General features: G+C 41.3%; 24 protein-coding genes and 1 tRNA gene. 18 read left to right on the top strand and 7 right to left on the bottom strand.

All coding sequences use genetic code 11. The features are described from left to right. Positions 1-2: 2 nt before the first annotated feature. Positions 3-2,276 carry a Fe(2+) transporter permease subunit FeoB gene (gene feoB, locus F0226_RS13970; RefSeq protein ID WP_171736212.1) on the top strand — a complete coding sequence of 758 codons (2,274 nt, stop codon included), beginning with the start codon at positions 3-5 and terminating at the stop codon, positions 2,274-2,276. Further along, positions 2,273-2,503 (top strand): FeoC-like transcriptional regulator, encoded by a 231-nt coding sequence (locus F0226_RS13965; RefSeq protein ID WP_171736211.1) that lies wholly within the window; start codon positions 2,273-2,275, stop codon positions 2,501-2,503. Before feoB ends, F0226_RS13965 begins: the two co-directional genes overlap by 4 nt. A 146-nt stretch (positions 2,504-2,649) precedes the next feature. Here F0226_RS13965 and F0226_RS13960 read toward each other — a convergent pair whose 3' ends face one another. Together F0226_RS13960 and argS are read right to left on the bottom strand one after the other, a co-directional pair. Continuing rightward, on the bottom strand, positions 2,650-3,078 hold the full coding sequence (locus F0226_RS13960; RefSeq protein WP_171736210.1) for an HIT domain-containing protein: 429 nt from the start codon (positions 3,076-3,078) through the stop codon (positions 2,650-2,652). 105 nt (positions 3,079-3,183) lie between these two features. Further along, positions 3,184-4,917 carry an arginine--tRNA ligase gene (gene argS, locus F0226_RS13955; RefSeq protein WP_171736209.1) on the bottom strand — a complete coding sequence of 578 codons (1,734 nt, stop codon included), beginning with the start codon at positions 4,915-4,917 and terminating at the stop codon, positions 3,184-3,186. 316 nt (positions 4,918-5,233) lie between these two features. Here argS and F0226_RS13950 point away from each other — a divergent pair, with 316 nt between their 5' ends. Beyond that, positions 5,234-5,827 (top strand): VOC family protein, encoded by a 594-nt coding sequence (locus F0226_RS13950; protein WP_171736238.1) that lies wholly within the window; start codon positions 5,234-5,236, stop codon positions 5,825-5,827. A 155-nt stretch (positions 5,828-5,982) separates the two neighbouring features. Here the strand turns inward: F0226_RS13950 and purU are convergent, their stop codons facing one another. Continuing rightward, positions 5,983-6,816: a formyltetrahydrofolate deformylase gene (gene purU, locus F0226_RS13945; protein ID WP_171736208.1), complete on the bottom strand. Its 834-nt coding sequence runs from the start codon at positions 6,814-6,816 to the stop codon at positions 5,983-5,985. Between the two features lie 217 nt (positions 6,817-7,033). Between purU and F0226_RS13940 the strand changes: the two genes are divergently transcribed. The 8 genes from F0226_RS13940 (at position 7,034) to rnd (ending at position 15,162) form a co-directional block, all read left to right on the top strand. Continuing rightward, on the top strand, positions 7,034-7,234 hold the full coding sequence (locus tag F0226_RS13940) for a hypothetical protein (RefSeq protein WP_171736207.1): 201 nt from the start codon (positions 7,034-7,036) through the stop codon (positions 7,232-7,234). A 119-nt stretch (positions 7,235-7,353) separates the two neighbouring features. After that, the gene (locus F0226_RS13935; protein WP_171736206.1) at positions 7,354-9,282 is read left to right on the top strand and encodes an ATP-dependent DNA helicase; all 1,929 of its coding nucleotides are present in this window, start codon (positions 7,354-7,356) and stop codon (positions 9,280-9,282) included. A 57-nt stretch (positions 9,283-9,339) separates the two neighbouring features. After that, a complete protein-coding gene (gene tsaB, locus F0226_RS13930; protein WP_171736205.1) occupies positions 9,340-10,041 on the top strand; it encodes a tRNA (adenosine(37)-N6)-threonylcarbamoyltransferase complex dimerization subunit type 1 TsaB in 702 nt (233 codons plus the stop codon). A gap of 200 nt (positions 10,042-10,241) precedes the next feature. Then, entirely contained in the window at positions 10,242-10,547 is a 306-nt protein-coding gene (locus tag F0226_RS13925) for a chromosome partitioning protein ParA (protein WP_137374728.1), read from the top strand. A 39-nt stretch (positions 10,548-10,586) separates the two neighbouring features. Then, positions 10,587-11,147, top strand: coding sequence for a Slp family lipoprotein (locus F0226_RS13920; protein ID WP_171736204.1), 561 nt, complete (start codon positions 10,587-10,589; stop codon positions 11,145-11,147). A gap of 142 nt (positions 11,148-11,289) precedes the next feature. Continuing rightward, positions 11,290-12,141 carry an alpha/beta hydrolase gene (locus tag F0226_RS13915; protein WP_171736203.1) on the top strand — a complete coding sequence of 284 codons (852 nt, stop codon included), beginning with the start codon at positions 11,290-11,292 and terminating at the stop codon, positions 12,139-12,141. Positions 12,142-12,249: 108 nt separating this feature from the next. After that, positions 12,250-13,944: a long-chain-fatty-acid--CoA ligase FadD gene (gene fadD / locus F0226_RS13910; RefSeq protein WP_171736202.1), complete on the top strand. Its 1,695-nt coding sequence runs from the start codon at positions 12,250-12,252 to the stop codon at positions 13,942-13,944. Between the two features lie 99 nt (positions 13,945-14,043). Then, positions 14,044-15,162: a ribonuclease D gene (rnd, locus tag F0226_RS13905; protein WP_171736201.1), complete on the top strand. Its 1,119-nt coding sequence runs from the start codon at positions 14,044-14,046 to the stop codon at positions 15,160-15,162. Positions 15,163-15,262: 100 nt separating this feature from the next. Here rnd and minE read toward each other — a convergent pair whose 3' ends face one another. The 3 genes from minE to minC are packed head-to-tail and all read right to left on the bottom strand — an operon-like array spanning position 15,263 to position 17,029. After that, positions 15,263-15,526 (bottom strand): cell division topological specificity factor MinE, encoded by a 264-nt coding sequence (gene minE / locus F0226_RS13900; RefSeq protein ID WP_137374723.1) that lies wholly within the window; start codon positions 15,524-15,526, stop codon positions 15,263-15,265. A 6-nt stretch (positions 15,527-15,532) separates the two neighbouring features. Continuing rightward, entirely contained in the window at positions 15,533-16,345 is an 813-nt protein-coding gene (gene minD / locus F0226_RS13895) for a septum site-determining protein MinD (RefSeq protein ID WP_137374722.1), read from the bottom strand. Positions 16,346-16,366: 21 nt separating this feature from the next. Then, complete coding sequence (minC, locus tag F0226_RS13890) at positions 16,367-17,029, bottom strand: septum site-determining protein MinC (RefSeq protein WP_171736200.1); 663 nt, start codon at positions 17,027-17,029, stop codon at positions 16,367-16,369. 220 nt (positions 17,030-17,249) lie between these two features. Here minC and F0226_RS13885 point away from each other — a divergent pair, with 220 nt between their 5' ends. Both F0226_RS13885 and F0226_RS13880 read left to right on the top strand, forming a co-directional pair. Beyond that, a complete protein-coding gene (locus tag F0226_RS13885) occupies positions 17,250-17,534 on the top strand; it encodes a YcgL domain-containing protein (RefSeq protein ID WP_171736199.1) in 285 nt (94 codons plus the stop codon). A gap of 24 nt (positions 17,535-17,558) precedes the next feature. Further along, positions 17,559-18,557, top strand: a complete 999-nt coding sequence (locus F0226_RS13880) for a lytic murein transglycosylase (protein WP_171736198.1) — start codon at positions 17,559-17,561, stop codon at positions 18,555-18,557. A gap of 128 nt (positions 18,558-18,685) precedes the next feature. Here the strand turns inward: F0226_RS13880 and folD are convergent, their stop codons facing one another. After that, complete coding sequence (gene folD, locus F0226_RS13875) at positions 18,686-19,543, bottom strand: bifunctional methylenetetrahydrofolate dehydrogenase/methenyltetrahydrofolate cyclohydrolase FolD (RefSeq protein ID WP_171736197.1); 858 nt, start codon at positions 19,541-19,543, stop codon at positions 18,686-18,688. A 210-nt stretch (positions 19,544-19,753) separates the two neighbouring features. Here folD and F0226_RS13870 point away from each other — a divergent pair. The 5 genes from F0226_RS13870 (at position 19,754) to F0226_RS13850 (ending at position 26,683) form a co-directional block, all read left to right on the top strand. Next, positions 19,754-19,830: transfer RNA gene (locus F0226_RS13870), tRNA-Arg, on the top strand. Positions 19,831-20,091: 261 nt separating this feature from the next. Further along, positions 20,092-21,858 carry a hypothetical protein gene (locus tag F0226_RS13865; RefSeq protein ID WP_171736196.1) on the top strand — a complete coding sequence of 589 codons (1,767 nt, stop codon included), beginning with the start codon at positions 20,092-20,094 and terminating at the stop codon, positions 21,856-21,858. 321 nt (positions 21,859-22,179) lie between these two features. Further along, positions 22,180-23,664, top strand: coding sequence for a serine/threonine-protein kinase (locus F0226_RS13860; protein ID WP_171736195.1), 1,485 nt, complete (start codon positions 22,180-22,182; stop codon positions 23,662-23,664). A 30-nt stretch (positions 23,665-23,694) separates the two neighbouring features. Next, a complete protein-coding gene (locus F0226_RS13855; RefSeq protein WP_171736194.1) occupies positions 23,695-24,300 on the top strand; it encodes an ECF-type sigma factor in 606 nt (201 codons plus the stop codon). Positions 24,301-24,460: 160 nt separating this feature from the next. Continuing rightward, positions 24,461-26,683, top strand: coding sequence for a hypothetical protein (locus F0226_RS13850; RefSeq protein ID WP_171736193.1), 2,223 nt, complete (start codon positions 24,461-24,463; stop codon positions 26,681-26,683). The last annotated feature ends 14 nt before the right edge of the window (positions 26,684-26,697 follow it).

Genomic DNA, 26,697 nt, shown 5'->3' with positions numbered 1-26,697 from the left:
TTATGGAATATCAAGTACTCACGGTAGGTAATCCGAACAGTGGTAAAACAACGTTATTCAATGCGCTAACTGGTGCCAAGCAACATGTTGGTAACTGGGTGGGCGTGACAGTTGAAAAGAAAACCGGTCAATATAGTCATGCTGGTGATCAGTTTAAGTTAACTGATTTACCGGGAATCTACGCTTTAGATAGCGGTAATGACAGTAATAGTATTGATGAATCCATTGCTTCTCGGGCGGTTTTAACTCACCCCGCAGACGTCATCATTAATGTTGTTGATGCCACATGTTTAGAACGCAGCTTATATATGACACTTCAATTGCGCGAATTAGGTCGCCCAATGATTGTTGTTCTGAATAAGATGGATGCGTTAAAGCGTGAGCGTCAAGTTATTAATTTGAAGGCATTAGAAAAGGAGCTTGGGTGCCCAGTCCTTAGCCTTTCTGCCAATGACAAAGCACAAGCTGGTCGCTTCAAAGAAAAGCTACATAAGCTCTTGGTACAAGAAGTCAATTTAGAGCCTTTATCTATTCAGTATTCTGGTGACATGGAAGCTTTGATTAAAAAAGTGTCAACACAATTTACAGATGCCGATGTTTCACACCGTGCTTTGGCTATTCGATCATTAGAAAATGATTTATTAGTTCTAAATAGTTTGTCTCAGAAAGAGCGAGAACTTGTTGATGAAATACGCTTGGGTGCTGGCTGCGATATAGATTTGTGCGTTGCGGATGCTAAGTACACTTTTTTACATGATCTTTGTAAACGTGTTCGCCGCAGTGAAGGTAAGCTGAGCAGAAACTTTACCGAGAAAGCGGATCAATTCATTCTCAACAAGTGGGTGGGTATTCCATTCTTCTTCGTTGTTATGTATCTGATGTTCATGTTTTCTATCAACATTGGCGGCGCATTTATTGATTTCTTCGATATTGGTGTTGGTAGTCTGTTAGTGGATGGTGGTCATCACATCCTTGATGGCCATTTACCTGTTTGGTTGGTGACAGTTTTAGCTGATGGCATTGGTGGCGGTATCCAAACCGTTGCGACGTTTATTCCGGTCATTGCTGCGCTGTATCTATTCTTAGCTGTGCTTGAAAGCTCAGGTTATATGGCACGAGCAGCTTTTGTTCTTGATAAAGTGATGCAAAAAATTGGCTTACCTGGTAAAGCGTTCGTTCCTTTAGTTTTAGGCTTTGGCTGTAATGTCCCTTCAATTATGGCAACTCGAACGCTAGACCAAGAGCGTGAGCGTAAACTAGCGGCGGCAATGGCACCCTTTATGTCTTGTGGTGCTCGTTTACCTGTATATGCATTGTTTGCTGCGGCATTTTTCCCAGGAGCAGGTCAAAACGTTGTCTTTGCTCTTTATATCCTAGGCATTGTTGCCGCTGTGTTTACCGGTTTATTTTTGAAAAGCACTTTATACCCAGGAAGCAGTGATAGTTTAGTCATGGAAATGCCTGACTATGAACTTCCAACCGTACAAAATGTGATGATCAAAACGTGGCAGAAACTTAAACGCTTTGTTCTTGGTGCTGGTAAAACCATCGTAATGGTTGTAGCAATTTTGAGCTTTTTAAATTCATTAGGCATGGATGGTAGTTTTGGTAATGAAGACAGTGAAAACTCAGTGCTTTCAAAAGCTGCACAAATCGTAACACCTGTATTTTCACCAATTGGCATCACGGAAGAAAACTGGCCAGCAACGGTTGGTATCATCACTGGTATTTTTGCCAAAGAAGCTGTAGTAGGTACATTGAATAGTCTTTACACGTCACCTAGCGATGAAGATGGCGCTGAATTTGATTTAGCGGCGAGCCTTGAAGAAGCGGTTATGTCTATACCTGAAAATTTAGCGGGTTTAAGTTACTCGGATCCTCTTGGTATCGAAGTCGGTGATTTGACGGATTCTGGCGCGGTTGCAGAAGATCAAGAGGTCGACACTTCAATTTTTGGTAACCTGAAGGATAAATTCGTGTCAGGTCATGCTGCCTTTGCCTACTTGATCCTTATCTTGTTATATACACCATGTGTAGCCGCAATGGGTGCCTATGTAAAAGAATTTGGCCAAATGTTTGCACGTTTTATTGCCGTGTGGACGATGGCTTTAGGTTACTTTGGTGCGACTTTTTACTACCAAGCAGCTAACTTTGCGCTTCACCCTGTGAGCAGTGCGATTTGGATGGTGGCGATTGCCGGTGGTTTTGTTCTGACCTATCGTGTGTTTAAGAAAGTGGGCAATAAGCAGAAGGTGCTTGAGGTGCAAGTCGTATGATTTTGACTGAACTTCATCACTACATTGATAGCCATGGTGTAGCAGCCCGAAAAGAGTTAGCCTCTAAATTTGGCATGAGTGAAGACGGTGTTGATGCAATGCTGAATGTGTGGGTTAAGAAAGGTAAAATCTCTCGATTAGTAGATACTAATCAACATGGAAGCACTACACGCATTCGCTATACCATTAGTAAGCAAGATGGTTTGTCATTAAATGTGATGATGTAATTTGAAGTCTTACATGATCGTAAATTAACAAACAGTACGGTTATTAAAAAAGCCGCTCACCTAATTTAGGTGTGCGGCTTTTTGTTATTCGCTCTGTGCAATATTTCTTATTAGTCGCCTTACAAGGACAAACAAGGCAGATAAAATTATGCTTTTTTGAAGATTGAGCTCAGTGATAACACATTTTTAATTCGTGTCAGAATGGCAAGTTGATCTTCTTCACTGCGTTGTTCACCTTTGGTATTTCCCCAAACAGGTCCTGGCCATGCAATGTCGTCCTTGAAGCGAGCAATATGGTGAATGTGCAGTTGTGGCACCATGTTGCCTAGTGCTCCTAGGTTTAATTTATCTGGTTGGAATGTAGCTTCAAGAGCTTGGCTAACGGCTTGCGATTCATGTAGGAATTGCTGCTGCTCCTTCATCGGTAAATGATGCAGCTCTTTGAGGTTGGCACGCTTAGGCACCAAGATAACCCAAGGCACTGCGCTGTCTTTGTGCAGTAATGCTAAGCTCAGTGGAAATTCGCCAATCAGTGTTGTGTCTTTTGCTAATTGTGGGTGAAGTTCAAAACTCATTTTTCTATCCATTTTAGTTTCTTGAATTCAGTATACGCTAGATAAAACAAAAGGTTGATGCTCTCACATCAACCTTTGTATTTAATCATAGTAACTCTATTGGAATTACATACGCTCTAGTGTTTCGATGCCTAGAAGCGATAGACCTTGCTTGATGGTCTTTGCTGTTAGTGCAGCAAGCTTAAGACGGCTCTGCTTAACTGTTTCGTCTTCTGCTACTAGGATAGGGCACGCTTCATAGAAGCTAGAGAATTGACCAGCAAGTTCGAACAGGTAGCTACACATAATATGTGGCTGACCTTCACGAGCAACAGACTGTACCGCTTCTTCAAATTGTAGAAGTTTCGCGATAAGTGTTTTCTCTTTCTCTTCAGTGATTTTGATGTCACCAGCAAGAGAGTCCATAGAAACACCTGCTTTAGCAAATACAGAAGCCACACGAGTGTACGCGTACTGCATGTATGGTGCTGTGTTACCTTCGAATGCAAGCATGTTGTCCCAGTCAAACACGTAGTCAGTCGTACGGTGCTTAGAAAGGTCTGCGTATTTAACTGCCGCCATTGCAACAGTGTTAGCAATCTTAGTTTTTTCTTCTGAATCTAAGCCTGGGTTTTTAGACTCAATCAGTTTTTCAGCGCGCTGTTCAGCTTCGTCTAGTAGGTCTGTTAGTTTTACAGAACCGCCAGCACGAGTTTTGAATGGCTTACCATCTTTACCTAGCATCATACCAAACGCGTGGTGTTCAAGAGAAACAGACTCTGGAATGTAGCCAGCTTTACGAACGATAGTCCAAGCTTGCATTAGGTGTTGATGCTGTCGTGAGTCGATGAAGTAAAGTACGCGATCTGCACCTAGCTCTTCATAACGGTACTTTGCACAAGCAATGTCTGTTGTTGTGTAAAGGAAACCGCCGTCACGTTTCTGGATGATAACGCCCATTGGGTCGCCATCTTTATTCTTGTATTCGTCTAGGAATACAACCTGTGCACCGTCATCTTCTTTAGCAAGACCTTGCTCTTTTAAATCAGCAACGACTTTAGGAAGCATGTCGTTATACATGCTTTCACCCATCACATCATTCAATGAAAGTGATACGTTTAAACGCTCATAGTTACGTTGGTTTTGAACCATTGTGATATCGACAAGCTTCTTCCACATTTCAGCACAGTACTCATCACCACTTTGTAGTTTAACTACGTAGTTACGAGCCTTAACTGCAAACTCTTCATCTTCGTCGTAAAGCTTTTTAGATTCACGATAGAAGGCTTCAAGATCTGAAAGTTCCATTGAAACTTTGCCAGATTCAGCCTGAACGCGCTCAAGGTTTGCGATAAGCATACCGAATTGAGTGCCCCAGTCGCCGATGTGGTTTGCACGGATAACGTTGTGACCTAAAAACTCAAGAGTACGAGTTACTGCATCACCAATAACGGTTGAGCGAATGTGGTGAACAGCCATTTCTTTTGCAACGTTTGGCGCTGAGTAGTCAGTCACAATCGTTTGTGATTCAGCAGTCGCAACGCCAAGGCGAGAGTCAGCTAATGCAGCTTCAGCTTGTTGCGCTAGGAAAGCTTCATCTAGGAAGATGTTTAGGAAACCAGGACCTGCGATTTCAACTTTAGAAGCGATACCGTCTAGGTTTAGAACGTCCAATACTTTTTGAGCAAATTCTCGTGGGTTAGTGCCTAGTCGTTTAGCAACGCCCATTACGCCGTTTGCTTGGTAGTCACCAAATTGTGCTTTTGCAGATTGGCGAACGGCAGCAGGAGAGCCCGCAGGTGCGCCAGCGGCTTCTAGAGCCTGAGATACTTTGTCATTAATAAGTGCTTGGATATTCACACGAGTTTCCTTCAATTCAAGGATGATAAGAGTGGCCGTTATTTCGTGGTCATTGAATCGACGATTAGTGTTCTCACTTAACGATTTAATGATGAAATTAACAACAGACTCTGTTTAAGTTCACAAAAATGGCGGTAATCATACCAATTTTGTGTAGCTTCTTATAGGTCGAATTGCTAGAAAATTGACTTTTTCTAAAGCCAGTTTGGTTACTGGCTATTTATAATTAAAAGCGTGGAATTTTGAGAGTGACTCTTGTTGCTAATCGTAGAGCTGATAACATGCGCCGATTAATGGCAGAACAATGAGATAAATGATGAGCCTACAGCAAGCGGCATTAGAGCCAGCCCAAATGTTCGCACGTTTAGACGATTTTATGGAGCAGATCGAAGACTTAGGAAATAAGCTTGGATTGGATTTGAGTTTTGCTCAAGCAGACCACATTGCGCTGCGTATTAACGAAACTGAATTAGCAAAAGCTGCTCATCAAGCATGGTCTGAATATGGTTCTACTATTTCAGAAGCGATGATCAATGGTCGTCCAATCATCGTGTTGGCGTTTGATAAACCGCTACAAAGCCGTGGTTGGAAAATTGAATGCTTAGAGTTGCCATATCCAGCAGAAGGCAAAGTTTACCCAAGCCAAGATTGGGAGCACGTCGAGTTTGTCATCCCATCACACGCGCAAACGGCCGATGAATATTTAGCGGACTTAAAAGAAACGTATCCGATGTTTGCGTTGAAAATGAAAACTATCGCTGAAGAAGGCGTGAAGATTAAGTTATCTAGCCCGAAAGGTGAGGGAGAGCGCTTAAACAATCCGACGGTGGCTTTCAAGTATCAGGGGATTTGTATCAAATTACACCCGCATTCATTGAAGAAAATAGTTGAGTCTGAGCAGGAAGGCTAGATAGTTCGATTAATCTCAATTTTTCTTTTCTGAAAAACAAAAAGGTTGGCGTTTGTGCCAACCCTTTAAAGTTTATCTACAACACGTTTTCATTCGTGATGTATTTTCTTAAGCGTAATGTGCTTTTACGAAAACTGCTTTAACGCAATGTATTTTTATAAGATGACGGTTTTATTGCCGTATACAAAAACGTGGTCGTTAATCACTTTATTCAGTGCTTTGCTAAGAACATTTTTTTCAACATCTCGACCAGCTTGTGCCATATCTTTCGCGCTAAAGTTATGATCCACAGGGATTACATCTTGCTTAATGATAGGCCCTTCATCTAGGTCGTTTGTTACAAAGTGAGCGGTTGCACCAATAATCTTCACACCACGCTCATAAGCTTGCTGATAAGGTTTTGCACCAATAAATGCAGGCAAGAAGCTGTGGTGGATGTTAATGATTTTGTGATTGTATCTTTCGACGAAGCCAGGAGTAAGTACTCGCATATATTTCGCGAGAACTAAATAATCGGCTTCGTAAGTGTCGATCACTTCAAGCATTTTCTGCTCATGCTCTTCACGATTCAGCCCTTCGTGTGAAACGTGATGATAAGGAATATCAAAACGCTCAGTTAGGCTTTGCAGCGTATCGTAGTTACCTACAACGGCAGCGATGTCTACATCTAGGCTGCCATCAAAATTTTTCATTAAAATATCGCCAAGACAATGCGCTTCTTTTGTCACTAGAATGACAACGCGTTTGCGTGAAGAACCGATAAGAGTGCGTTTTGCATTGCTCGGTAAAGCTTGGTCTAAATCAGCCAGTAAGGTTTCATCATTGAAATATCCTTCTAGCTCTGTACGCATGAAAAAGTGACCGCTGGTGTTATCTACAAACTCATTATTATGAATAATATTAAGCTGATGTTTATAACAAATATTCGTTATTTTTGATATTAGACCTGGGGCATCGGTACAGTGTGTTAGCAGTGTTTTCTTTTCCATTTGCATCCTACTTCCATGAAATGTTTTTTTTGTTCTCTGAATTAAATATCGACCTGCCGAACGGTGAGCTAAGCCGCAATATCAGAGCTACAATTAATCTATCATTATTTTGCTTTCAACAAAATCTACCATGCATTTTATGGATTAATAAATTTTCTTCGATGGTTGATTTGTCACTTATAGCGACTTCGCTATAGCGTTAACAAAGGTGGTATTTATGGATAAAGAGTTACTAGCAAAAAAACTGTATTGCGAACGAGTAAGCTCGCTACTGGGTGATGAGCAAATGGACGATGATGTCCTGGCTGAAATGTGGGAAAGCAAAGCATCACCAACAGAAGCTGCTAAAGCCATGCAACCATCAGAAAACGGTTTCGGCGCAGCTCCTTGGTTATCTCGTTACCTTAACCGTAAATAATTTATACTGAGTTTTTCGCAATACATTCCGAACACCCCGGTGCGAAGTCATTCTTGATTCGCGCCGGCTCACTAAACCTGACATAATTCCTCTTCTGTTTACTCTCTATATCGTACTTTATGATTTCTAAAACCTTTTCTGCGAATGGTGCGCTTGGCAAAGCAATCCCAGGGTTTCAGCCGCGACAAGCTCAATTGGATATGGCCGAAGCTGTTTCAAAAGCTATTCAATCTGAAGGGCAACTAGTCGTTGAAGCAGGGACCGGAACGGGTAAAACGTTCGCTTACCTAGTGCCAGCATTACTTAGCGGTAAAAAAATCATCATAAGTACGGGGTCCAAGAATCTACAAGAACAACTGTATCACCGTGACTTACCTTTAATGGTTGATGCGCTTGGCTACTATGGACAAGTTGCGTTATTAAAAGGGCGTTCTAACTATCTTTGTTTAGATAGATTAAGTCGACAGATGGTTGAAAGCCATGGTATGCATTCTGATCCCACACTTCTTGCACAGCTCGTCAAAGTTCGCTCTTGGTCATCAAGTACAAAAACGGGAGACTTAGGGGATTGCGACGATATAGCTGAAGACAGCGTGATCATTCCAACCATTACTTCTACCAATGATAATTGTTTAGGTAAAGAGTGCCCGAGTTACACGGACTGTTTTGTTCTGAAAGCCCGTAAAAGAGCCATGGATTCGGATGTGGTTGTGGTGAATCACCACTTATTTCTAGCGGATTTAGCGATAAAGGAAACGGGCTTTGGCGAGCTGATCCCAGAAGCTGATGTGTTTATTTTCGATGAAGCGCATCAACTCCCAGATATTGCGAGTCAATATTTTGGTCAATCGGTATCTAGTCGACAAGTACAAGAACTCGCAAAAGATATTGAAATTGGCTATCGCACCGAAGCAAAAGACATGCGTCAGTTACAGAAGGTGGGTGATAAACTGGTTCAGTCGGCAATGGATATGAGGATTGTCTTAGGCGACACGGGGTTTCGTGGAAATTGGCGTGAAGCCTTAAAGTCTGAGTCGATTGCTAGAGAGCTATTACGCCTCCAAGATGCGTTGCAACTGGCTGTCGATGTATTAAAACTCGCCCTAGGGCGCAGCCAACTGCTGGATACCGCTTTTGAACGCGCGAACATGATTAAAGCGCGGATTGAACGTGTTTGTGACGTGTCAATTACGGGATATTCCTATTGGTACGATACGACACCAAGACACTTTGCCTTACATATTACTCCGTTATCAGTAGCTGATAAATTTCATGAGCAAATTCAACTCAAACCAGGAGCGTGGGTTTTCACTTCGGCAACTCTAGCTGTATCCGATGATTTCGACCACTTCACCTCTCGCTTGGGGTTGAAGCCTGAGTCCCAGTTTTCATTACCAAGCCCATTTGATTTCCCAAGTCAAGCTCGATTGTGTGTCCCTCGTTACCTACCTGAACCCAATAGCCCTGGGCTTGCAGATAAACTGGTGCGTATGTTAACGCCTGTAATTGAACAAAACCAAGGTCGCTGTTTTTTCTTGTGTACTTCCCACAGCATGATGAAAGAGTTGGGTGAGCGTTTTCGTGAAACATTGAGTGTGCCAGTGTTGCTACAAGGTGAGACAAGTAAGCAAAAAACGTTGGCAGAATTTATGGAATTAGGTAACGCATTGCTGGTGGCAACAGGCGCTTTTTGGGAAGGGATAGACGTTAGGGGCGACGCATTAAGCTGTGTTATCATTGATAAATTACCCTTTACAGCCCCAGATGATCCTTTATTAAAGGCTCGAATTGAGGACTGTAAGCTAAAAGGGGGTGAGCCGTTTGCACAAGTACAGTTACCTGATGCTGTTATTACATTGAAGCAAGGAGTAGGGCGATTGATTCGTGATAAACGAGATCGTGGTGCTTTGATTATTTGTGATAACCGCTTGGTCACCCGTGATTACGGAGGCATATTTTTGGCAAGTTTACCGCCAATACCTCGTACTCGTGATTTAGGGGTCATAAAAGATTTCTTAGCTAAACATTCAACAGTAACGGATGACTAAAACGTTACTCTGGTTTAGCCATTATTTAATACCAAACAAAGATTATTTGAGACGTTAATGAGCGCAAAAATTCTTGCAGTAGATACCGCTACTGAAAACTGTTCAGTGGCATTGATGGTTGGCGAACAAGTGTTTGCACGCAGCGAAGTGGCACCTCGTGACCACACAAAAAAGATTTTACCTATGGTTGATGAAGTACTGAAAGAAGCCGGTATGACATTAAATGAACTTGACGCGATTGCTTTTGGGCAAGGTCCAGGAAGCTTTACTGGAGTTCGTATTGGTATAGGTATTGCTCAAGGTTTAGCATTTGGAGCCGAGTTGCCAATGGTAGGGATCTCTACTTTGGCTGCAATGGCACAAGGCTGTTACCGCAAGCAAGGTGATACACATGTTGCTAGCGCAATTGATGCTCGTATGAGTGAAGTTTACTGGGGACGTTATAGCCGTGAGCAAGACGGAAGCTGGGCAGCGATTGATGCAGAGTATGTTATTGCGCCAAGTGATTTAGTTGAGCAAGTTCAACGAGACGAGCTGACATGGTCTAAAGTGGGAACTGGTTGGGAAGCGTATGCTGAGCATATGGATACCATTGAGTTGAATAGTAAAGAGAGCGATGTGTTATTCCCAGAAGCACAGGATATTGCTTTTCTTGCTCAATTTGCTTTTGCTGAAGGTAAAGCAGTTGAAGCTGAACAATCTGCACCTGTTTATCTACGTGATAAAGTGGCTTGGAAAAAACTGCCAGGTCGCGAGTAAACTTTTCAGGCTGCGTATTTAAAAGCTGATTGTTTTTTTATAAGTTGATTGGTCCTTTATAGGTTAATTAGTCTTTATAAGCTGTTTAGTCGCTAGACTGTTACTTTGACAGTTTAAGTCATTACTGAAATGTTTATTTATCGCAGAGTATGATTAACCTGATGGCGTAATCAGGTTAATCATCAAATTCGGAGGCTATTATGGTTTCGATTAATGGATTACCCCCTTCTTCGATAGGCAATACTCAAAAGACCAATCGAACCAATAAAAAGAATGAAGTAAAAAAGGGTGATAACAAAGGGTCTGTAGGGCAACCCACAAAAGTTGCGAATGCTGTCTCTCACTCTATTCGTCATGTCCAAGAATCGGATATTCATAAGGCCCAACTTCAGTATGATCTCCCAGAAGGGCGGGCTCGCCGAGCGATGGAAGAATATATGGATGTGATGAATCAAGCCAAAAAAGAGGAACTTGCCAAGCTTATCGGAGTCGATATCTATATCTAACCCTGAATTTTCTTTTCTCCTGCTTTAAGGATGCTCATCATGTTTTCTCTATTTCCTAAATTTCGTTTTATTTTTCTTATTGTATTTTCCGCTCTGGTGATGGGCTGCTCTACACTGCCAACCGAACTAGAGGCTAACTCTGAAGCTGTGATCACAGACTATCAGAAGTGGGTTAACCAATTACCTGAAGCAAATGATGTTCGATTAGGTGGTGTGATTGCAAAAGTCACAAACCTAGAGAATCAAACTCGAATTGAAGTGGTCAATTTACCGATTTCACAGGATGGAAAGCCAGACATCAATGCTGAGCCTAGTGGACGCTTTGTTGGCTACATCGATGGTTACCTTGAGCCTTTAAGTTTTGCTGAAGGTCGATTAATTACTCTGGTTGGTACATCAACAGGTACAGAAGATGGCAACATCGGTGAGTTCCCTTATACCTTCCCAGTGATGGATATTTACAATCATCGTTTATGGCAAATTAAAGAGAGAGTGATGGTGAATGATTTTGGCCCAACGTACTACTCTTGCCGCAGTTTACATTGTCGTAACTTTAGAACTATGCCAACTCAAGGCAGAGTCGTTCAGGATGTTGAGTAAGCCATAGATTACTGGCTTAGGAGTATGACCAAAGTAGACTTGACGATAGAAGTAGATTTGACGATAAGAGTCTCTTGAAACTAAAAGTGGATTTAAGGATAGAAGACACAGTGAGCTTATATAAAAATGACGGCACATCCAAATGATTGAAAGATCATACTCCCTTGCAAATGGCAGGTTTGCCACACAAGAAATTGGAACCCCTGAAACGACCGCAGTGACGGTCGTTTTTATTCATGGTTGGCTAGATAACTCCTCTAGCTTTTCTACTGTGATGGAAGAGTTATCGGCTTTGTATTCAGAAGGGCACTTAATTGCGGTTGACCTTTTGGGTCATGGGCTCTCTTCTCATAAACCTCAAGCTTTTTACCCTTTTCATGACTATATAGACGACTTACACCAAGTATTGTCTAAAATCTCAGCAAACAGATTGGTCCTAGTGGGACATTCGCTTGGTGCATTAATCGCAAGTTGTTATAGTGCCGCCTTTCCTGAAAACGTATCAGGATTAGTTCAAATTGAAGGTCATGGACCTATTTCTGAAGCACCTGATCAAACCGTTTCTCGGTTGAGAAATGGGGTGCTAAGCCGGCAGAGGCATCGCAGAAAACCTTCACGTCCTTTGGCAAGTATTGAGGACGCAATAAAGCTAAGATCAATCACTAACCATATAAAACCTGAACTTATTGCTCCTATTGTAGAAAGAGGAGTCGTGAAGCATGATGGTGTATGGCAATGGCGATATGACTCAAATTTAAAATGTGATTCTCTTTATCGAATGTCTCAAGAGCATGCGAATGCGATCATGGCATCCATTACTTGCCCGCAACTTATCATATTAGGTAGTGACGGATTTCGTCATTTACAACACAATCGCTACAACTTAGCTGATAGTGACCTAAAAGTAGAGACTATTTCCGGTGGTCATCATTGCCATTTAGAGAATCCCAGAGCGGTATCTGAACTAATTTTTGGTGTAGTTAACAAAATTTAAACAAGTGTTTGAGCCTTTTAGTGCTCAAGCACTAAAGCTGTGCTGTAATACTCCGCATATAAAAATAGCGGCGGTTATGGTCGTCAGCTTATTACGAGGAGTAACATCGTGGATAAACCTTGGCTTTCACGCTACCCAAGTGACGTACCAGAAACGATCAACCCAGATCAATACGCATCTCTTGTAGAAATGTTTGAGCAATCTGTTCAGAAATACGCAGACCAACCTGCATTTATGAATATGGGCTCAGTTATGACATTCCGTAAGTTAGAAGAGCGCAGCCGTGCTTTTGCCGCTTACCTACAAAATGACTTGAAGCTTAAAAAAGGCGATCGAGTTGCATTGATGATGCCAAACTTGCTGCAATACCCAATCGCTCTATTTGGAGTATTACGTGCAGGTATGATTGCGGTTAACGTGAACCCACTGTATACCCCTCGTGAATTAGAACACCAACTGAATGATTCTGGCGCTAAGGCTATCGTTATCGTTTCTAACTTTGCTAGTACACTAGAAAAAGTCGTCGATAACACACCAGTTAAACACGTGGTATTAACTAGCCTAGGTCAGATGCTACCTCGCGCAAAGGGTACGATTGTTGATTTCGTTGTGAAATACGTAAAAGGCATGGTGCCAAAGTATGACCTTCCAGGCGCTATCTCTTTTAGAAAAGCACTGCATAAAGGTCGACGCCTTCAATATGTAAAACCGTTTATGTCGGGAGATGATATTGCTTTCCTTCAATACACAGGCGGTACAACGGGTGTAGCGAAAGGGGCGATTCTTACTCACAGAAATATGATTGCGAATGTACTTCAAGCGAAAGGGGCTTATGGTCCTGTACTTGAAGAAGGTCGAGAGTTGGTCGTTACGGCATTACCGCTTTATCACGTATTTGCACTTACGGTTAACTGTCTATTATTCGTTGAAATTGGTGGTCAAAATTTATTGATTACCAACCCAAGAGACATTCCTGCATTTATCAAAGAATTGCAAAAGAATGCCTTTACCGCGATCACAGGTGTGAATACCTTGTTTAATGCCTTGGTGAACAATGAAGATTTCCATGAGCTGGATTTCAGCAACCTTCGCTTATCTGTAGGTGGTGGTATGGCGGTTCAACGCGCGGTAGCTGAGCAGTGGAAAAAAGCCACAGGCATCCATTTACTGGAAGGTTATGGTTTAACTGAATGTGCACCTCTAGTAACTGGTAACCCATACGACCTGAAAGATTACACCGGTGCTATCGGCTTGCCTGTACCTTCAACTGAAGTTCGTATTATTGATGATGAAGGACAGCCAGTAGCCAACGATCAAGTTGGTGAACTACAAGTACGTGGTCCTCAAGTGATGCAAGGGTACTGGCAGCGACCTGAAGCAACAAAAGAAGTGATCAATCAAGAAGGTTGGTTATCAACAGGTGATATTGTTAAGTTTGATGATGAAGGCTTATTACACATTGTTGACCGTAAGAAAGACATGATCTTAGTTTCAGGCTTCAATGTTTACCCTAATGAAGTCGAAGATGTGGTTGCTCTTCATGGGAAAGTGTTGGAAGTGGCTGCGATTGGTCAAGAAAACGATGTTTCTGGTGAGCTTGTTAAAATTTACATAGTGAAACGTGATCCTAGCTTAACTAAAGATGAAATCATTGCCCATTGTCGTGAGCATTTGACTGGCTATAAAGTTCCTAAAATTGTTGAGTTTAAAGAAGAGCTACCTAAAACAAACGTAGGTAAAATTCTTCGCCGCGTATTACGTGAAGAGAATGATGCTAAGTTGGCAGAGTTAGAAAGTGCGTAAACAGACAATCTAATAAAGTCATGTGAAAAGTGTTAGAATGCCGGCAGTTATGTCGGCATTTTTGTATGCGACAATTATTGAAACATAGTGAGAGTTTTTGTGAACTATCAAATCATTACCCAATTGAAAGACCTTGAGCAAGTGTGCCTTCAAGCACGAGAAGCTGATGTTGTTATGCTCGATACGGAATTCGTGCGAACAAGAACCTATTACCCTCAGTTAGGTTTAATTCAGTTATTTGATGGTGAAACATTATCTTTAATCGATCCTGTCGCGCTTGATGAAATGACCCCATTTGTCGATTTATTGAAAGACACTTCGGTATTGAAAGTATTGCATGCCTGCGGTGAAGACCTTGAAGTGTTCCAAAATGCTTTTGGTTGTACTCCAACGCCAATGGTGGATACACAAATCATGGCGGCTTTCTTAGGGCATGGTTTGTCGACTGGTTTTGCTGCATTGGTTTCTGAGTTTGTCGGTGTCGATTTAGATAAAAGTGAGTCTCGAACGGATTGGCTAGCGCGTCCGCTTTCCCAAAAACAGCTAGATTACGCAGCAGCAGATGTGTACTACTTATTGCCGATGTATAACAAGCTGTTAGATAAAGTGACAGAAGCAGGCTGGTGGGATGCCGCCAAACAAGAGTCGGCTTTGCAAGTAGCCAAGCGTATTCGTCCAAGCGAACCTGAAAAAGCATACCTTGATATAAAAGGGGCATGGCAGCTTAAACCAAATCAACTGGCGATTCTTAAGCCATTAGCGACTTGGCGACTAAAAGAAGCGATCAAACGAGATCTCGCGCTTAACTTCGTGTTCAAGGAACAGGACTTATGGGCTGTGGCTCGGTTTGCACTGAAAAATCCGAAAGATATGGAAAAAGAAGGGTTTGATATTCGTTCGGTTCGCCGTCACGGGGAAAAATTAAGCTCTATAGTGAAACTTGCAGAGCACACACCTGAAGAAGAATATCCAGCAGTTGTTGAGCGCTTGATGGATTTTCCAGGTTACAAACAAATCTTTAAAGTATTGAAAGATGAAGTGAAATTAGCGTCTGAAAAGAGTGGTTTAGCGACGGAGTTTTTAGCGTCTAAGAAGCAATTAAATCAAATGCTAAGCTGGGTTTGGAAACACAAGCGTAATCCTGAAAAGCTTCCGGATGTTATGCAAGGCTGGCGTTTAGAATTACTTGGTGTTCACCTGGACAAAAAAATTAAATAGCGTGAGAGAAAACTAATTACTGTTTTTCTGATTAGATAGAAATAAAAAAGAGAGCCGAGGCTCTCTTTTTTTACGCATTACGCAAGATGAAAGTAAGTGATTACTTTTCGTCGTCTGGCAGCTTTACATTCAGTTCGAGTACTGAAATGTCATCATCTTTATGCTCGAAAGAAAGATCAACCATTGAAGGATCAACATCTACATACTTAGCAATCACTTTAAGAATATCTTCTTTAAGCTGTGGTAAATATGAAGGTGAAGGATCACCATGACTGCGGCGTTCAGCAACAATAATTTGTAAACGCTCTTTTGCTAAGTTTGCAGTGGTTTTCTTTTGTGGTCTAAAAAACTCTAGTAATGACATCGTATATTAGCCTCCGAACAGTCGTTTGAAGATGCCCTTCTTCTCTTCCGTTAAGAAACGGAAATCAACTTGGTTACCGAGTAGTCGTTCTACGGTATCGTTATATGCCATGCCTGCATCTGTCGCGTCATCAAAGATAACGGGTACACCTTTGTTTGAAGCGTTTAATACAGCTTGGCTTTCAGGGATAACACCTAATAGTGAAATATGAAGAATATCTTCAACATCTTCCACGCTCAGCATTTCACCTTGAGTCACACGTGCTGGGTTGTAACGAGTTAACAGTAAGTGCTGTTTTACTGGCTCTAGCCCATCTTCGGCACGTCGTGATTTTGAATCTAAAATTCCTAGAATACGGTCTGAATCGCGTACTGAAGAAACTTCTGGGTTAGTCGTAACAATGGCTTCGTCTGCGAAGTAAAGTGCCATTAGAGCACCTTGCTCGATACCTGCCGGTGAATCACAAATGATGAAGTCAAAACCCATCTCATCTAATTCAGCAAATACACGCTTTACGCCATCTTTTGTTAAGGCATCTTTATCGCGAGTTTGAGAAGCGGGCAGAATAAATAGGTTATCTGTACGCTTATCTTTGATCATCGCTTGGTTCAGAGTTGCTTCACCATTGATTACGTTAACAAAGTCATAAACAACTCGGCGTTCACAGCCCATGATTAAATCTAGATTACGTAAGCCGATATCGAAATCAATTACGGCGGTTTTTTTGCCTTTCAGCGCTAAGCCAGAGGCGATAGCCGCACTTGATGTCGTTTTACCAACCCCACCTTTACCTGACGTTACAACAATAATGCGTGCCATTGTTTCTTCCTTTTTATCTTTCTAAATCGCGAGTACATCTAAGTGCAGAACATCATCAGTCATACTGAGTATGATCTTCTTCTGCCAGTATTCGCTTTCAATTTGGTCGCTTAACCAATAGTTACCTGCAATCGAAACAAGCTCAGCTTGTAAATCATTACAAATGACTTTGGCTTGCGTTTGGCCACTTGCACCAGCGATAGCTCTGCCGCGCAGTGTGCCGTGAATATGGATGCTGCCATCAGCAATAACTTCAGCTCCAGCACTTACATGGCTAAGGATTACTAAATCACTGTCTTTAGCGTAAACCTGTTGCCCAGAACGAATTGGGGTTCTGACAACTTTAGTAGGTGCCATGGTCGCTGGGGCTTGGGAAGGTGACTTACTTGCTGTCATTACAGCAAACCCTGCTTCCTTCGCTAAATTTTGTATACGTTTATCTTTGCAGCCTGCAATACCCACAGGGATCATCCCAGCAAGAGAGATCCCTTTCTTTAGTTGAGAAAAATCAATATCACCGTCTACTTGGCTGATATTAATGACAACCGGAGCTGCTTCAAAAAATGAAGGCGCTTGCGTTACTTTCTCTTGGAGGAAAGCCACCGCATTTTCGACTTGGGCATCTGATAAATGCAATACAGATAGAGTAAAACTGCTACCTTTTAGATCTGGGTTACTAGACATCGAAAACTACAGGACCTCAATAACGGATGGCTACAATTTCTTTCATTTTTACAATAAAGGGAATTGCCTGAAACTAGGTGTATCATGTTATATTCCCAAACCAAGCACAGCAAGTAATCTTGTTGTCAAATGAACGTTTTGTTCCCAATATTTCATCTATATAAACGACATTACTCTCAACTTAGAGTTTTGTGGTTATAAACTATAAAAAAGGCTTGTCATGCTGTGTTCTATTTATAAAAGCTCTAAGAAAGAAGGAACATACCTTTATATCCCTAAGAAGGATGATTTTTCACAAGTTCCTGACGCACTGATGCAAATGTTTGGTAAACCTAGCTTTGTTATGGTCATTAAAATGGAAGGCAGAACTTTGGCTCAAGTTGATATTGAAAAAGTGAAAGTATCAATGGCTAAAGATGGCTTCTTTTTGCAAGTACCACCGCCGCCAGTGAATGAACTGGAACTGTACAAAGAGCGTAAAGCACAAGCGGATAATGAAGATTAAGTACATTAATTCAAGGAGGAAGCATTGAGTAAATTAAGTAAATCGACAGTTGGCTTAACAGGCTTGTTATTGGCGAGCAGCCTGATGACGAGTAACTCATTCGCTAATGAATTGAGTTTTGAACAGTATGTTGAGACATTAAAAACTCAAGGTCGTGAGCACGGTATTTCAGAAGTTATTCTTGAAGAAGCGTTTGATGGTGTTACCTTCAAACCAAGAGCCGTCAAAGCCGATAAAAATCAGCCAGAAAAAAAGCTGACCTTAGATGAATACATTCCTAGAGCCGTCCCTGCGTGGAAAGTGAAGCAAGCGCAAACCTTGTATAAAAAACATTATGAAGCCCTTAATCGAATTGGTAAGGAATACGGTGTTCAACCTAGGTTTATTGTTGCGCTGTGGGGCGTGGAAAGTAACTTCGGTAAGTTTACTGGTAACTACAGTGTTATCGATGCTTTAACTACGATGGCTTATGATGGTCGACGAGAAGCCTTTTTTACTAAAGAGGCAATGGCTGCCTTAACCATTCTTGAAGAAGGTCATATCAAGCCTAAAGAGATGAAAGGTTCGTGGGCCGGGGCAATGGGGCAACCTCAATTTATGCCTAGCTCATTTCTAGCTTATGCTGCGGATGGTAGTGGTGATGGTAAAAAAGACATCTGGAATACTGAAGAAGATGTGTTTGCCTCTGCTGCTAACTACCTAAGCCAGTCTGGTTGGGATGACCAATATACTTGGGGTCGGCAGGTTTCTGTTCCTTCTGATATTTCTCTTGATCTACAGGGTAGAACCGCTGACAAAACCAAGTATCTGCAAGAGTGGTCTGAACTTGGTGTGAAGCGTCTTGATGGTAGAGCATTACCTAAGTTGGATGAAGATATCCAAGCTTGGTTAATTATGCCAGATGATCAATCCGGTCGTTCGTATTTGGTATACAACAACTACAACGTGCTTATGAAATGGAATCGCTCATATTACTTTGCACTCGCAGTGAGTCACTTAGCAGATAGAATTAAATTCAACTGATCGAGATGCCTGAATAAGGTTACTCATTGGAAAAATGAACAAAAGCCGCTGCGTTATGAACGCCGCGGCTTTTTAATTTGAATGAGTTTATGTTTTCCTTTAACTTTTGAGCGAACCTTTAACTCAGACTATTTTGAATGAAACTGCTCACAAGCGATCATTGTATTCTCGATGAGGCTAGCAACGGTCATTGGACCTACACCGCCAGGAACCGGAGTAATGAAGCTCGCGTTCTCTTTTGCTGCATCGTACTCAACATCACCCACAAGCTTGCCCGAATCTAGTCGGTTAATACCTACATCGACCACGATTGCGCCTTTCTTAATCCATGCACCAGGAATGAAGTTAGGTTTACCTACCGCAACCACAACCACGTCTGCTTGGCGAACGTGACCTTCAAGATCCTTAGTAAAGCGGTGACAGGTTGTTGTTGTACAGCCTGCAAGTAAAAGCTCTAAAGTCATTGGTCGGCCAACAATGTTAGATGCACCAACAACAACGGCGTGTTTACCTCGTAAATCAATGTTGTATCTGTCTAATAGAGTAATGATACCTTTAGGTGTGCAAGAGCGAAGCTTTGGCATACGTTGAGCAAGGCGACCCACATTATATGGGTGGAATCCATCTACGTCTTTTTCTGGAGTAATACGCTCTAAAACATGCGTGCTATCAATTCCTGCAGGTAAAGGTAGCTGGACTAAGATGCCATCAATCTCAGGATCTTCATTAAGCTGATCAACTAAGTTTAATAGTTCTTCTTCAGTTGCGGTTGCATCTAGGTCGTAGGATTTAGAAACAAACCCAACTTCTTCACATGCTTTACGTTTGCTTCCAACATAAACTTGAGATGCTGGGTCTTCACCCACTAATACAACTGCTAATCCCGGAGCTCGTAAACCCGCCTCAGTACGAGCTTTAACACGTGCAGCGACTTCAGAGCGAACGGTTTGAGAAATTAGCTTTCCATCAATATTTTGAGCTGTCATGAATTTCCTTAGTATTGATATTCAAGTTAGTGGCTGATGTTTTGGCGCATTATTTCAGAAAACGTTTTTGATTTCCATCAAGCAAACGTTTGCATTGGTCTATTTTTCTTCACTTATAACGTAAGTGACTTTTTTTTACCCACTTAGATCAGAATGTTACATAAACCCGTTGATTTACAGAATCTATCTCGTATAATCTTTTCCTGCAGCGCGCCCTTAGCTCAGCTGGATAGAGCACCTCCCTTCTAAGGAGGTGGTCGAAGGTTCGAATCCTTCAGGGCGTGCCATTATTTAAGAAACCCGATAACTCAATGAGTTGTCGGGTTTTTTGCGTTTGGGCGATATAAAAACAAGCCATATGTAACAAGTAAGCGAGAGCTTTTAGAGTTAGACTGAAATAAATGATGACTACTCACTTTTCTGATATTAAATTCTATTCGGCAATTTTAAATGAGCAACCTCATACTTATAAGCTTAAGTTAACTTGTTGGTTTTGATCGTTAGGAAAAAAGCTAACGCAAACGTAATTTTTCACAGTGAAGACATCTATGCAAAGTTCAACCCCAAGGGAAAGTGGAGATCTCCACGTTCACGCTGTTACAACACAAATAAGAAACTACTTAGATAGCCAAGTGTTACCTGAGCCTGGTGAAATAGCTTCTGCTACCGCGCGTTTTATCATAGAAAAGCATAATGACATTGTGGAAGTGACGAATAAGTTTGAGGCAGATAATTCAAACACAGCACCTGATCTTGCACTACGTAAAAATGATGGTGAAACCGTATGCGTTAATTTGTACAAAATTAAGAACAACCAAACGATACAGCCCAAAAACTTAGGTGCCAAAAGTTTTATTGAAAAATATTTTGGTTCACCTAACTTGCAAGGTGAATTCAATTCTTACTTTGAAAGTGCTTACCGAGGTTTCCTGTCCGCGACAACTGCTGCTTTTAGTGAAAATTTTAAAAAAAATGCAACAGAGCGTGAGCTAAAAGATGAATTAAAAAAGGTATGTCCGAAGTTTGTTCCTGAACTCGAAGAGTTCCGGTCGAAGTTTTTATATGAACTCAGGGAAAAGTGTTTTGGCTTATTTATCAAAGAATATAACCAAGCAAGTGGTGCTATTGAACAGGCTTTCAATGCTTTATTTATGACAAGTTCCTTCAACGTGATTACGCGTTATGACGGTAATGTACTTAAAGGTGTTGAAGAGTTTCGAGTGGATGTTCATGAGACTAAAAACGTCAGTATCTCTAAAGTTGGAATGAACAGCGTTGGCATAACCTCTGACGATATCACTCTCTTGCTCAGGTTTAAGTTCGAAAGCAGTCCTACATCCTCGATCAAATTAGCAACGAGCTATTCGAAGCCTAAAGTTAATCAAACCATTGTGAACGGAAACCTCAGGGCGTTAAGTCGGTTTAACGAAGCACTTTCAGGGGAATTTAAGCCCGAAGGAAGTAAAGCGAACCCTAATGCGATAGGTAAATGCTCTGAAGCTATTTTTTACTCTCAGATACTGAAAGTTAACTCAAGTGCTCGACAGCTTGATGAAAATAACTTCATCGATATGTTCAAAAAGTATTCCCCAAATATCACTGAAAACGAATGTGAATACATCACAAAAACTACTGTAGGCGCGGTAGACGGGTTGATGGAGTTTCTAAAAAGAAAGCATGGTGAATATACGATGGATTCGATAGAACTCGTCCCAGATGCTTACTTAGATAACCGCCTTGATACTGCCGATATCGAATTAATTTTAAAAGTCGATAATAAGTATGTGTCTGAGCCTATTTCTCTTAAAGCGATAGCCAAAGCTTCTAATGAAATTAACTGTAAGAATCCAGGCATTGGGCAAATACTCGGTCCCACTTATTTTGGATTAGCACAAGATGAGCTTAATGCTGTGCTGAATGATGCCAAAAGCCAGTTTGCAGGCAATAAGCTTGATCATCGAGGTGTTTTAGAAGCGATATCAAAAAATATAGGTGTTCAATTGGTTCAAGCTGCCAATGATCAACAAGAGAAAATCATCAAGGGAGCTGAGTCACTGTTAGGAAAAGCGCTCGTAGTTGTTGTCTATTACACTGATAACAAATATGCGATTCTTGAACATGATTTTTCCATTTCAAAAGTTGAAGTCTACCCAGAAAGCCCATCTTTGATCCAAACGACATTATCTTGGTCTGATAATGACGAAGAAATTAGGCTAAGGGTGAAGTTTAGTGGAAGTCAGAGAAAAGGTTGGACATCAGTCAAGCTAGCTTGCGCGCATATTTTCCCACGTTCTAAAATTCTAAATATTCCTTAATTTAAGCCTAGTTATTGATCAGAGATAAAGGAGAGGCGATTGAGAAATCGTCTTTGCCTGTAATTCTAAATAGGTAAATAGGAGAGAAGGCGTAATCTGTATGTCTATTTATGTTTTCTTTTTCATAGCACAACGGGAATACAAGGAAAACCAGTGTTGCATATGAAGCCTAATGGCATAAATTAATCTTCAGTTTGGGTTTATATTTGGCTCATGCAAGTGTGTTTATTTGATATCTAGTGTATCTAAATATTTCACGTTAATTCCTCATGGTTATTTCTTGATGTATAAAATAGTTTGCATCATAACCATAGAGTTTCAATGGCTAACTTGGCTTCAAAGAATAACCTATCTTCAAAGACTAACTTAGATTCAAAGGCTAACCCTACAAGTAGCACTGAACTTTTTTATCGTTTGATTGACTGTGATAACGATGAGCAAAAAGCCATTCTTGCTGATATCGATCGCACCATGCCGGAATTGGTTTTGCGTGTAGAAGCCTTACTCTCTTCGTCTTCGGATGACACTTTAACCACTCTCATTGACGAGCATTTATCTTCAACACCTTATGTTGAGCATAGTTTCGAAGGTGAAGTTGTCGATCGCTATAGAGTGCATCAAGAGCTAGGCAGGGGAGGGTTTGGTGTTGTGTATTTTGCTTCGCGTAATGATCAAGTGTTTGAACAAAATTTTGCAATTAAGTTCTTTAAACCAGAAGTGGCTCAGCTCTTTGGTAGAAAACTCCTTTTCCGCGAAGCTCAGTTATTAGCAAACCTTAACCATCCATTCATTGCCAAAGTGTACGATGCAGGTCTGTATGACGGTTTGGTCTTTATCGTGATGGAGCATGTTGAAGGCGTCGCTTTGTCTGAGTATCTAGATACCAATCAACCCACGCGTGAAGACATTCTCTCGTTATTTAATGATATTTGTGTCGCTATAGAACATGCACATTCCTGCGATATCATCCATGCAGATCTAAAACCAGAAAACATCTTGGTTGATGCACAAGGTAAACCAAAACTGATAGATTTTAATTTGACTCAACAGCATGAATCTTCAACAGATTTAGTGTGTGATTTTTCTGATGATTTACCGGTGCGCGCAGCAAGTCGTGAATTTGCAAGCCCAGAGCAAATTAGCGGTCAGCCTATTACTGAACAGGCTGATATTTATGCTTTAGGACGAATTCTTGATGAGATGCTTCAATACACAAATCGTTCTAATAAACTGCAGGAAGTGATTGAGTACGCCGCGCATGACAAGATTCATTTACGGTATAAAACCGTTTCAAAGCTTCGAGAAGACATTGAAAATGTTCGCACTTTATACCCGCTAAATTATCGGCAACAGCATAACGGCTATCTTGCGCTGAGCTTCATTCATCGCAATCCAGTAAAGATACTGTCAGGGCTGTTGAGTACTGTCTTTATCATCTTTTTTGCTTTCACATATATTCATGCTTACCAACGTCTGGAGTTACAGCGAACAAATTTGGATTCAATCCTTTATGAGCTTACAACGTTGAATTATCCAATGAACAACAGGCTTTTGGAAAGTATTCCCGACTCTTCGAATCAAGCTTTTAACCGGGCTTGGTTTAGTGGGCAGCCAATGTTTGATTGGCAGTTTGAATCTAGCGACTCATTTGAGGTAAACATCAATGGTGTGGAGCATGAAAACACTTTTGACGATCTCTATCTATTTCAAGAACCTCCTTCATATTTTGAAGCCGATAATCCTAGCTTACCGTTTGATATTGAAAGGGAATCAAATTTGTCCTTTAGGTCGTCCTACATTGCTTAAAAATAATGTTTAAAGATAAGAAATTACATTATGGAAAATAGAGTTGAACTTCAAAATAGAAATAGACTAACGCATCTGATTACCGGATGGCAGAGTGGCTGTAAATCGTCCGAAGCTAAGCTGTACCGGTTCGCGTATTTTAGATTGAAAAAGCTTGCCAAGGAAAAGCGATCTAAGTGTATGCAGATCCAAAGTGAAGGGCTGGTTGCACCACACGATTGCAATAGTTCAACGACAGAGCTTATCCATGAAAGTTATTTGAAAATATCATCCATAGACCGGCTTCAAGTAAGTCAGTCTCGGGAGTTTTTTTTAATGGCAGCAAAGGCAATGCAGCATATTTTGATTAACCGATCATGGGCGTTAAAAGCGAGTAAAAGGCAGCAGGTTGAAACTAATGCCGCTGAAAGTCCACTCTCGATAGAGAGATTGTCTATAGAGAAAAGGGCGATATTGGAACAATCATTAATTCTGTTCAGTGAGCACTACCCTCGGCAGTCCAATGTACTCAAATTAAAATACTATATTGGTCTTAAGCATTCAGAAATCAGTGAATTGCTTGAATGTAGCCCTAGTTTGGTTGAGAAGGACCTTAAATTTGCCCGAAGTTGGCTCCATACTCGAATAGCCGTGTGAACCTCTCGTTTTTCATAAATTAGTAAAATAAATTACGTTTTTTTTCAGATTCCCTGTGTCTTGTTTCGAACAGCCCAATTCCTTAAAAATATGGCGAAACGAAATAAGGCTTCATAAAAAGCTTTATTCATAAGTTAAATCGGCTTAACAGGAAATAACAATGAAAAAGAAAGGTTTACTGGCAACGTCAATTGCAATGGTTCTTGCGGGCTGTGGCTCTGATAGTAGCTCTGGTGGTGCGAGTACATTTTCCGTCACAGCCATTGATGGTTATTTAATTAAGGCAAATGTTTCTGTTGATACGACACAAGATGGTATGTGCGATACGAAGCTAACGGGAGACAGCAGCCAAACTGATATTGATGGCAAAGTAAATATTCCTGTCGCGCATCAAGGGGCGGTGGTTTGTATTGATGCTGTTGCTGGGCAAACAATTGACAGTAACCGTGGTCTTGTTCAGCAGGATTTCATGTTAGCAAATGTGGGCTCTGGCTCTATTGTTAACCCAATGACGAATCTCGTTATGATGGCAATGGCTGACGATAGCACGTTAACGGTAACAGAAGCGGAAGCTTTGATTGTTTCTTCATTAACTGGAGATTCGGGCTTAGATGTATCTGAGAGCTTAATTTTTGGTGATTACATTGCTGATCCAACTGAGCAAGCAGAAGCATTGAATTTGATTGGTGAGGTATTGGTTGATCACTATGGGGAGTCTGTTGAGAATAAATTGAAGCTTGCTGCTGCATTAGCAGAAGCTACGCAAGAGATTATTGAAGACGATAACCAAACTCTAGATGACTATTCTCCGATTGTTGATATTCCAAGCAATGGCGGTGACATCATTGTTACCCCAAACACCCGACCTAAAGTTATAGGCTCTATCGATCTAATTGAGCTTGAGCCAGAAGACACTTGGGTACCGATTGATGTTTCTGATAAGTTTGAAGATGCAGAAGGCGATGTAGTGACATTCAGCCTAAGTTACATCGGTGACGAAGGTAATAATAATCTTTCGATTGATAGTCATTCTGGGGTTATCAGTGGAGAGTTTGGAACTGAAGGTGAGTACGTTTACCATATTTTCGCAACCGATTCTCATGATGCACGTTCATACCCATTAGAAATGAAAGTGTTAGTGGAAGGCGATAATGAATTACCCGTTGTAGATGAAGCTGTTAAAGCTGCACTTCAAGCGGAAATGAATAGTTGGGCGATAACTGAAGGTGAAACGCTTAGCCAAAGTTTAGATGTGAGTGCATTGTTCACAGATGCTGATGACGATGTTCTGAGCTATGAAGTTGAAACGACACTTTCAACAGCGACTCGCACAGGCTTTTATGCATCTGTAAACCCTGAAGGTAAGGTGACATTCAGTGGCGCAGTACCAAGAGCTGCCGCAGCCGGTGATGAAACATTAACGGTTATTGCAAATGACGGTAATGATCTTGAATCGGTTGCAACCACCTTAAGCTTCCCACTTATCGATGAGTCTTACACTCCACCAGTAGATGGTCACCCGTTAGAAAACCAAACTTGGCATTTCCTTGAGTGGGGTTCAGATGATGGTACCGACAGCGGTGTTAATGAAGCGACACGAGTATGGTGTGAATCTCTACGTTTGAGCGATGGCAAGGTTTACTTTAATCAACGCAGTCTAGATAACCTCCAATCTTGTAGTGAAGCGGATACTGTAGAAAGTGAGAGTGCTTATGTGGTTAAAGGTGACATCATTGAGTTAACCATGAATTGGGAAGATGAAGAAGATGGCGTCATGTCTGAAACTCTGCATTTGAAAATTGTGGAAGATGCCGATGCAATGGGCACAGGTACTAAAATGGTGCTGATGTCTTTTGTTGATGAGGAAGAAGATGAACACCAAAGGTTAGCTTGGTATAGCAATAAGTTACTTGCAGAAGCGCGTATTAACCTTGAGTCTGACACTCACGATGGAGACAATGATTTCCCTATGTATTTACCAGGTGCTGCGGATGGCCAGTACGAATTGGGGTATGTTTCTATGTCTATGGGGCTACCTGAATCTGGTGACCAAGGTCAGTATGATGCGAATATCTTTTTTGATATCCCAGGGCATGACATTACGTGTGCTGACTTAAGAGAGTTCTATGAACAGTTTTACATCAGTGGCTATGATGCTCACGGTAAGGCGTTCCAATCATACTCAGGCGGCAGTTGGGGTGGTAACTTTGAGTGCTATGATAATCAAGAGAATGGTGTGAACTTCGTCGGTATTGACTTCGATATTGATGAAGAGTTGCTTGCTGGTGAGGTTTACAGCTTTGTGGGTGAAATGAAGTTTGCAGAGCTTGAATATCTAGAAGAAATTAAGTTCAACATGACATGGAAAGGTGAAAATTACTAATTCACTTTTATCAT

The organism is Vibrio sp. 99-70-13A1, from assembly GCF_013114625.1.
In the GTDB taxonomy this organism is placed as follows: Bacteria; Pseudomonadota; Gammaproteobacteria; order Enterobacterales; family Vibrionaceae; genus Vibrio.
This window is presented reverse-complemented; position numbering and strand designations above follow the sequence as displayed.

Coding starts and splice junctions, on each gene's coding strand:
- feoB (WP_171736212.1), top strand. CDS start 3: ATGGAATATCAAGTACTCACGGTAGGTAATCCGAACAGTGGTAAAACA.
- F0226_RS13965 (WP_171736211.1), top strand. CDS start 2,273: ATGATTTTGACTGAACTTCATCACTACATTGATAGCCATGGTGTAGCA.
- F0226_RS13960 (WP_171736210.1), bottom strand. CDS start 3,078: ATGAGTTTTGAACTTCACCCACAATTAGCAAAAGACACAACACTGATT.
- F0226_RS13950 (WP_171736238.1), top strand. CDS start 5,234: ATGAGCCTACAGCAAGCGGCATTAGAGCCAGCCCAAATGTTCGCACGT.
- purU (WP_171736208.1), bottom strand. CDS start 6,816: ATGGAAAAGAAAACACTGCTAACACACTGTACCGATGCCCCAGGTCTA.
- F0226_RS13940 (WP_171736207.1), top strand. CDS start 7,034: ATGGATAAAGAGTTACTAGCAAAAAAACTGTATTGCGAACGAGTAAGC.
- F0226_RS13935 (WP_171736206.1), top strand. CDS start 7,354: ATGATTTCTAAAACCTTTTCTGCGAATGGTGCGCTTGGCAAAGCAATC.
- tsaB (WP_171736205.1), top strand. CDS start 9,340: ATGAGCGCAAAAATTCTTGCAGTAGATACCGCTACTGAAAACTGTTCA.
- F0226_RS13925 (WP_137374728.1), top strand. CDS start 10,242: ATGGTTTCGATTAATGGATTACCCCCTTCTTCGATAGGCAATACTCAA.
- F0226_RS13920 (WP_171736204.1), top strand. CDS start 10,587: ATGTTTTCTCTATTTCCTAAATTTCGTTTTATTTTTCTTATTGTATTT.
- F0226_RS13915 (WP_171736203.1), top strand. CDS start 11,290: ATGATTGAAAGATCATACTCCCTTGCAAATGGCAGGTTTGCCACACAA.
- minE (WP_137374723.1), bottom strand. CDS start 15,526: ATGTCATTACTAGAGTTTTTTAGACCACAAAAGAAAACCACTGCAAAC.
- minD (WP_137374722.1), bottom strand. CDS start 16,345: ATGGCACGCATTATTGTTGTAACGTCAGGTAAAGGTGGGGTTGGTAAA.
- minC (WP_171736200.1), bottom strand. CDS start 17,029: ATGTCTAGTAACCCAGATCTAAAAGGTAGCAGTTTTACTCTATCTGTA.
- F0226_RS13885 (WP_171736199.1), top strand. CDS start 17,250: ATGCTGTGTTCTATTTATAAAAGCTCTAAGAAAGAAGGAACATACCTT.
- folD (WP_171736197.1), bottom strand. CDS start 19,543: ATGACAGCTCAAAATATTGATGGAAAGCTAATTTCTCAAACCGTTCGC.
- F0226_RS13865 (WP_171736196.1), top strand. CDS start 20,092: ATGCAAAGTTCAACCCCAAGGGAAAGTGGAGATCTCCACGTTCACGCT.
- F0226_RS13860 (WP_171736195.1), top strand. CDS start 22,180: ATGGCTAACTTGGCTTCAAAGAATAACCTATCTTCAAAGACTAACTTA.
- F0226_RS13855 (WP_171736194.1), top strand. CDS start 23,695: ATGGAAAATAGAGTTGAACTTCAAAATAGAAATAGACTAACGCATCTG.
- F0226_RS13850 (WP_171736193.1), top strand. CDS start 24,461: ATGAAAAAGAAAGGTTTACTGGCAACGTCAATTGCAATGGTTCTTGCG.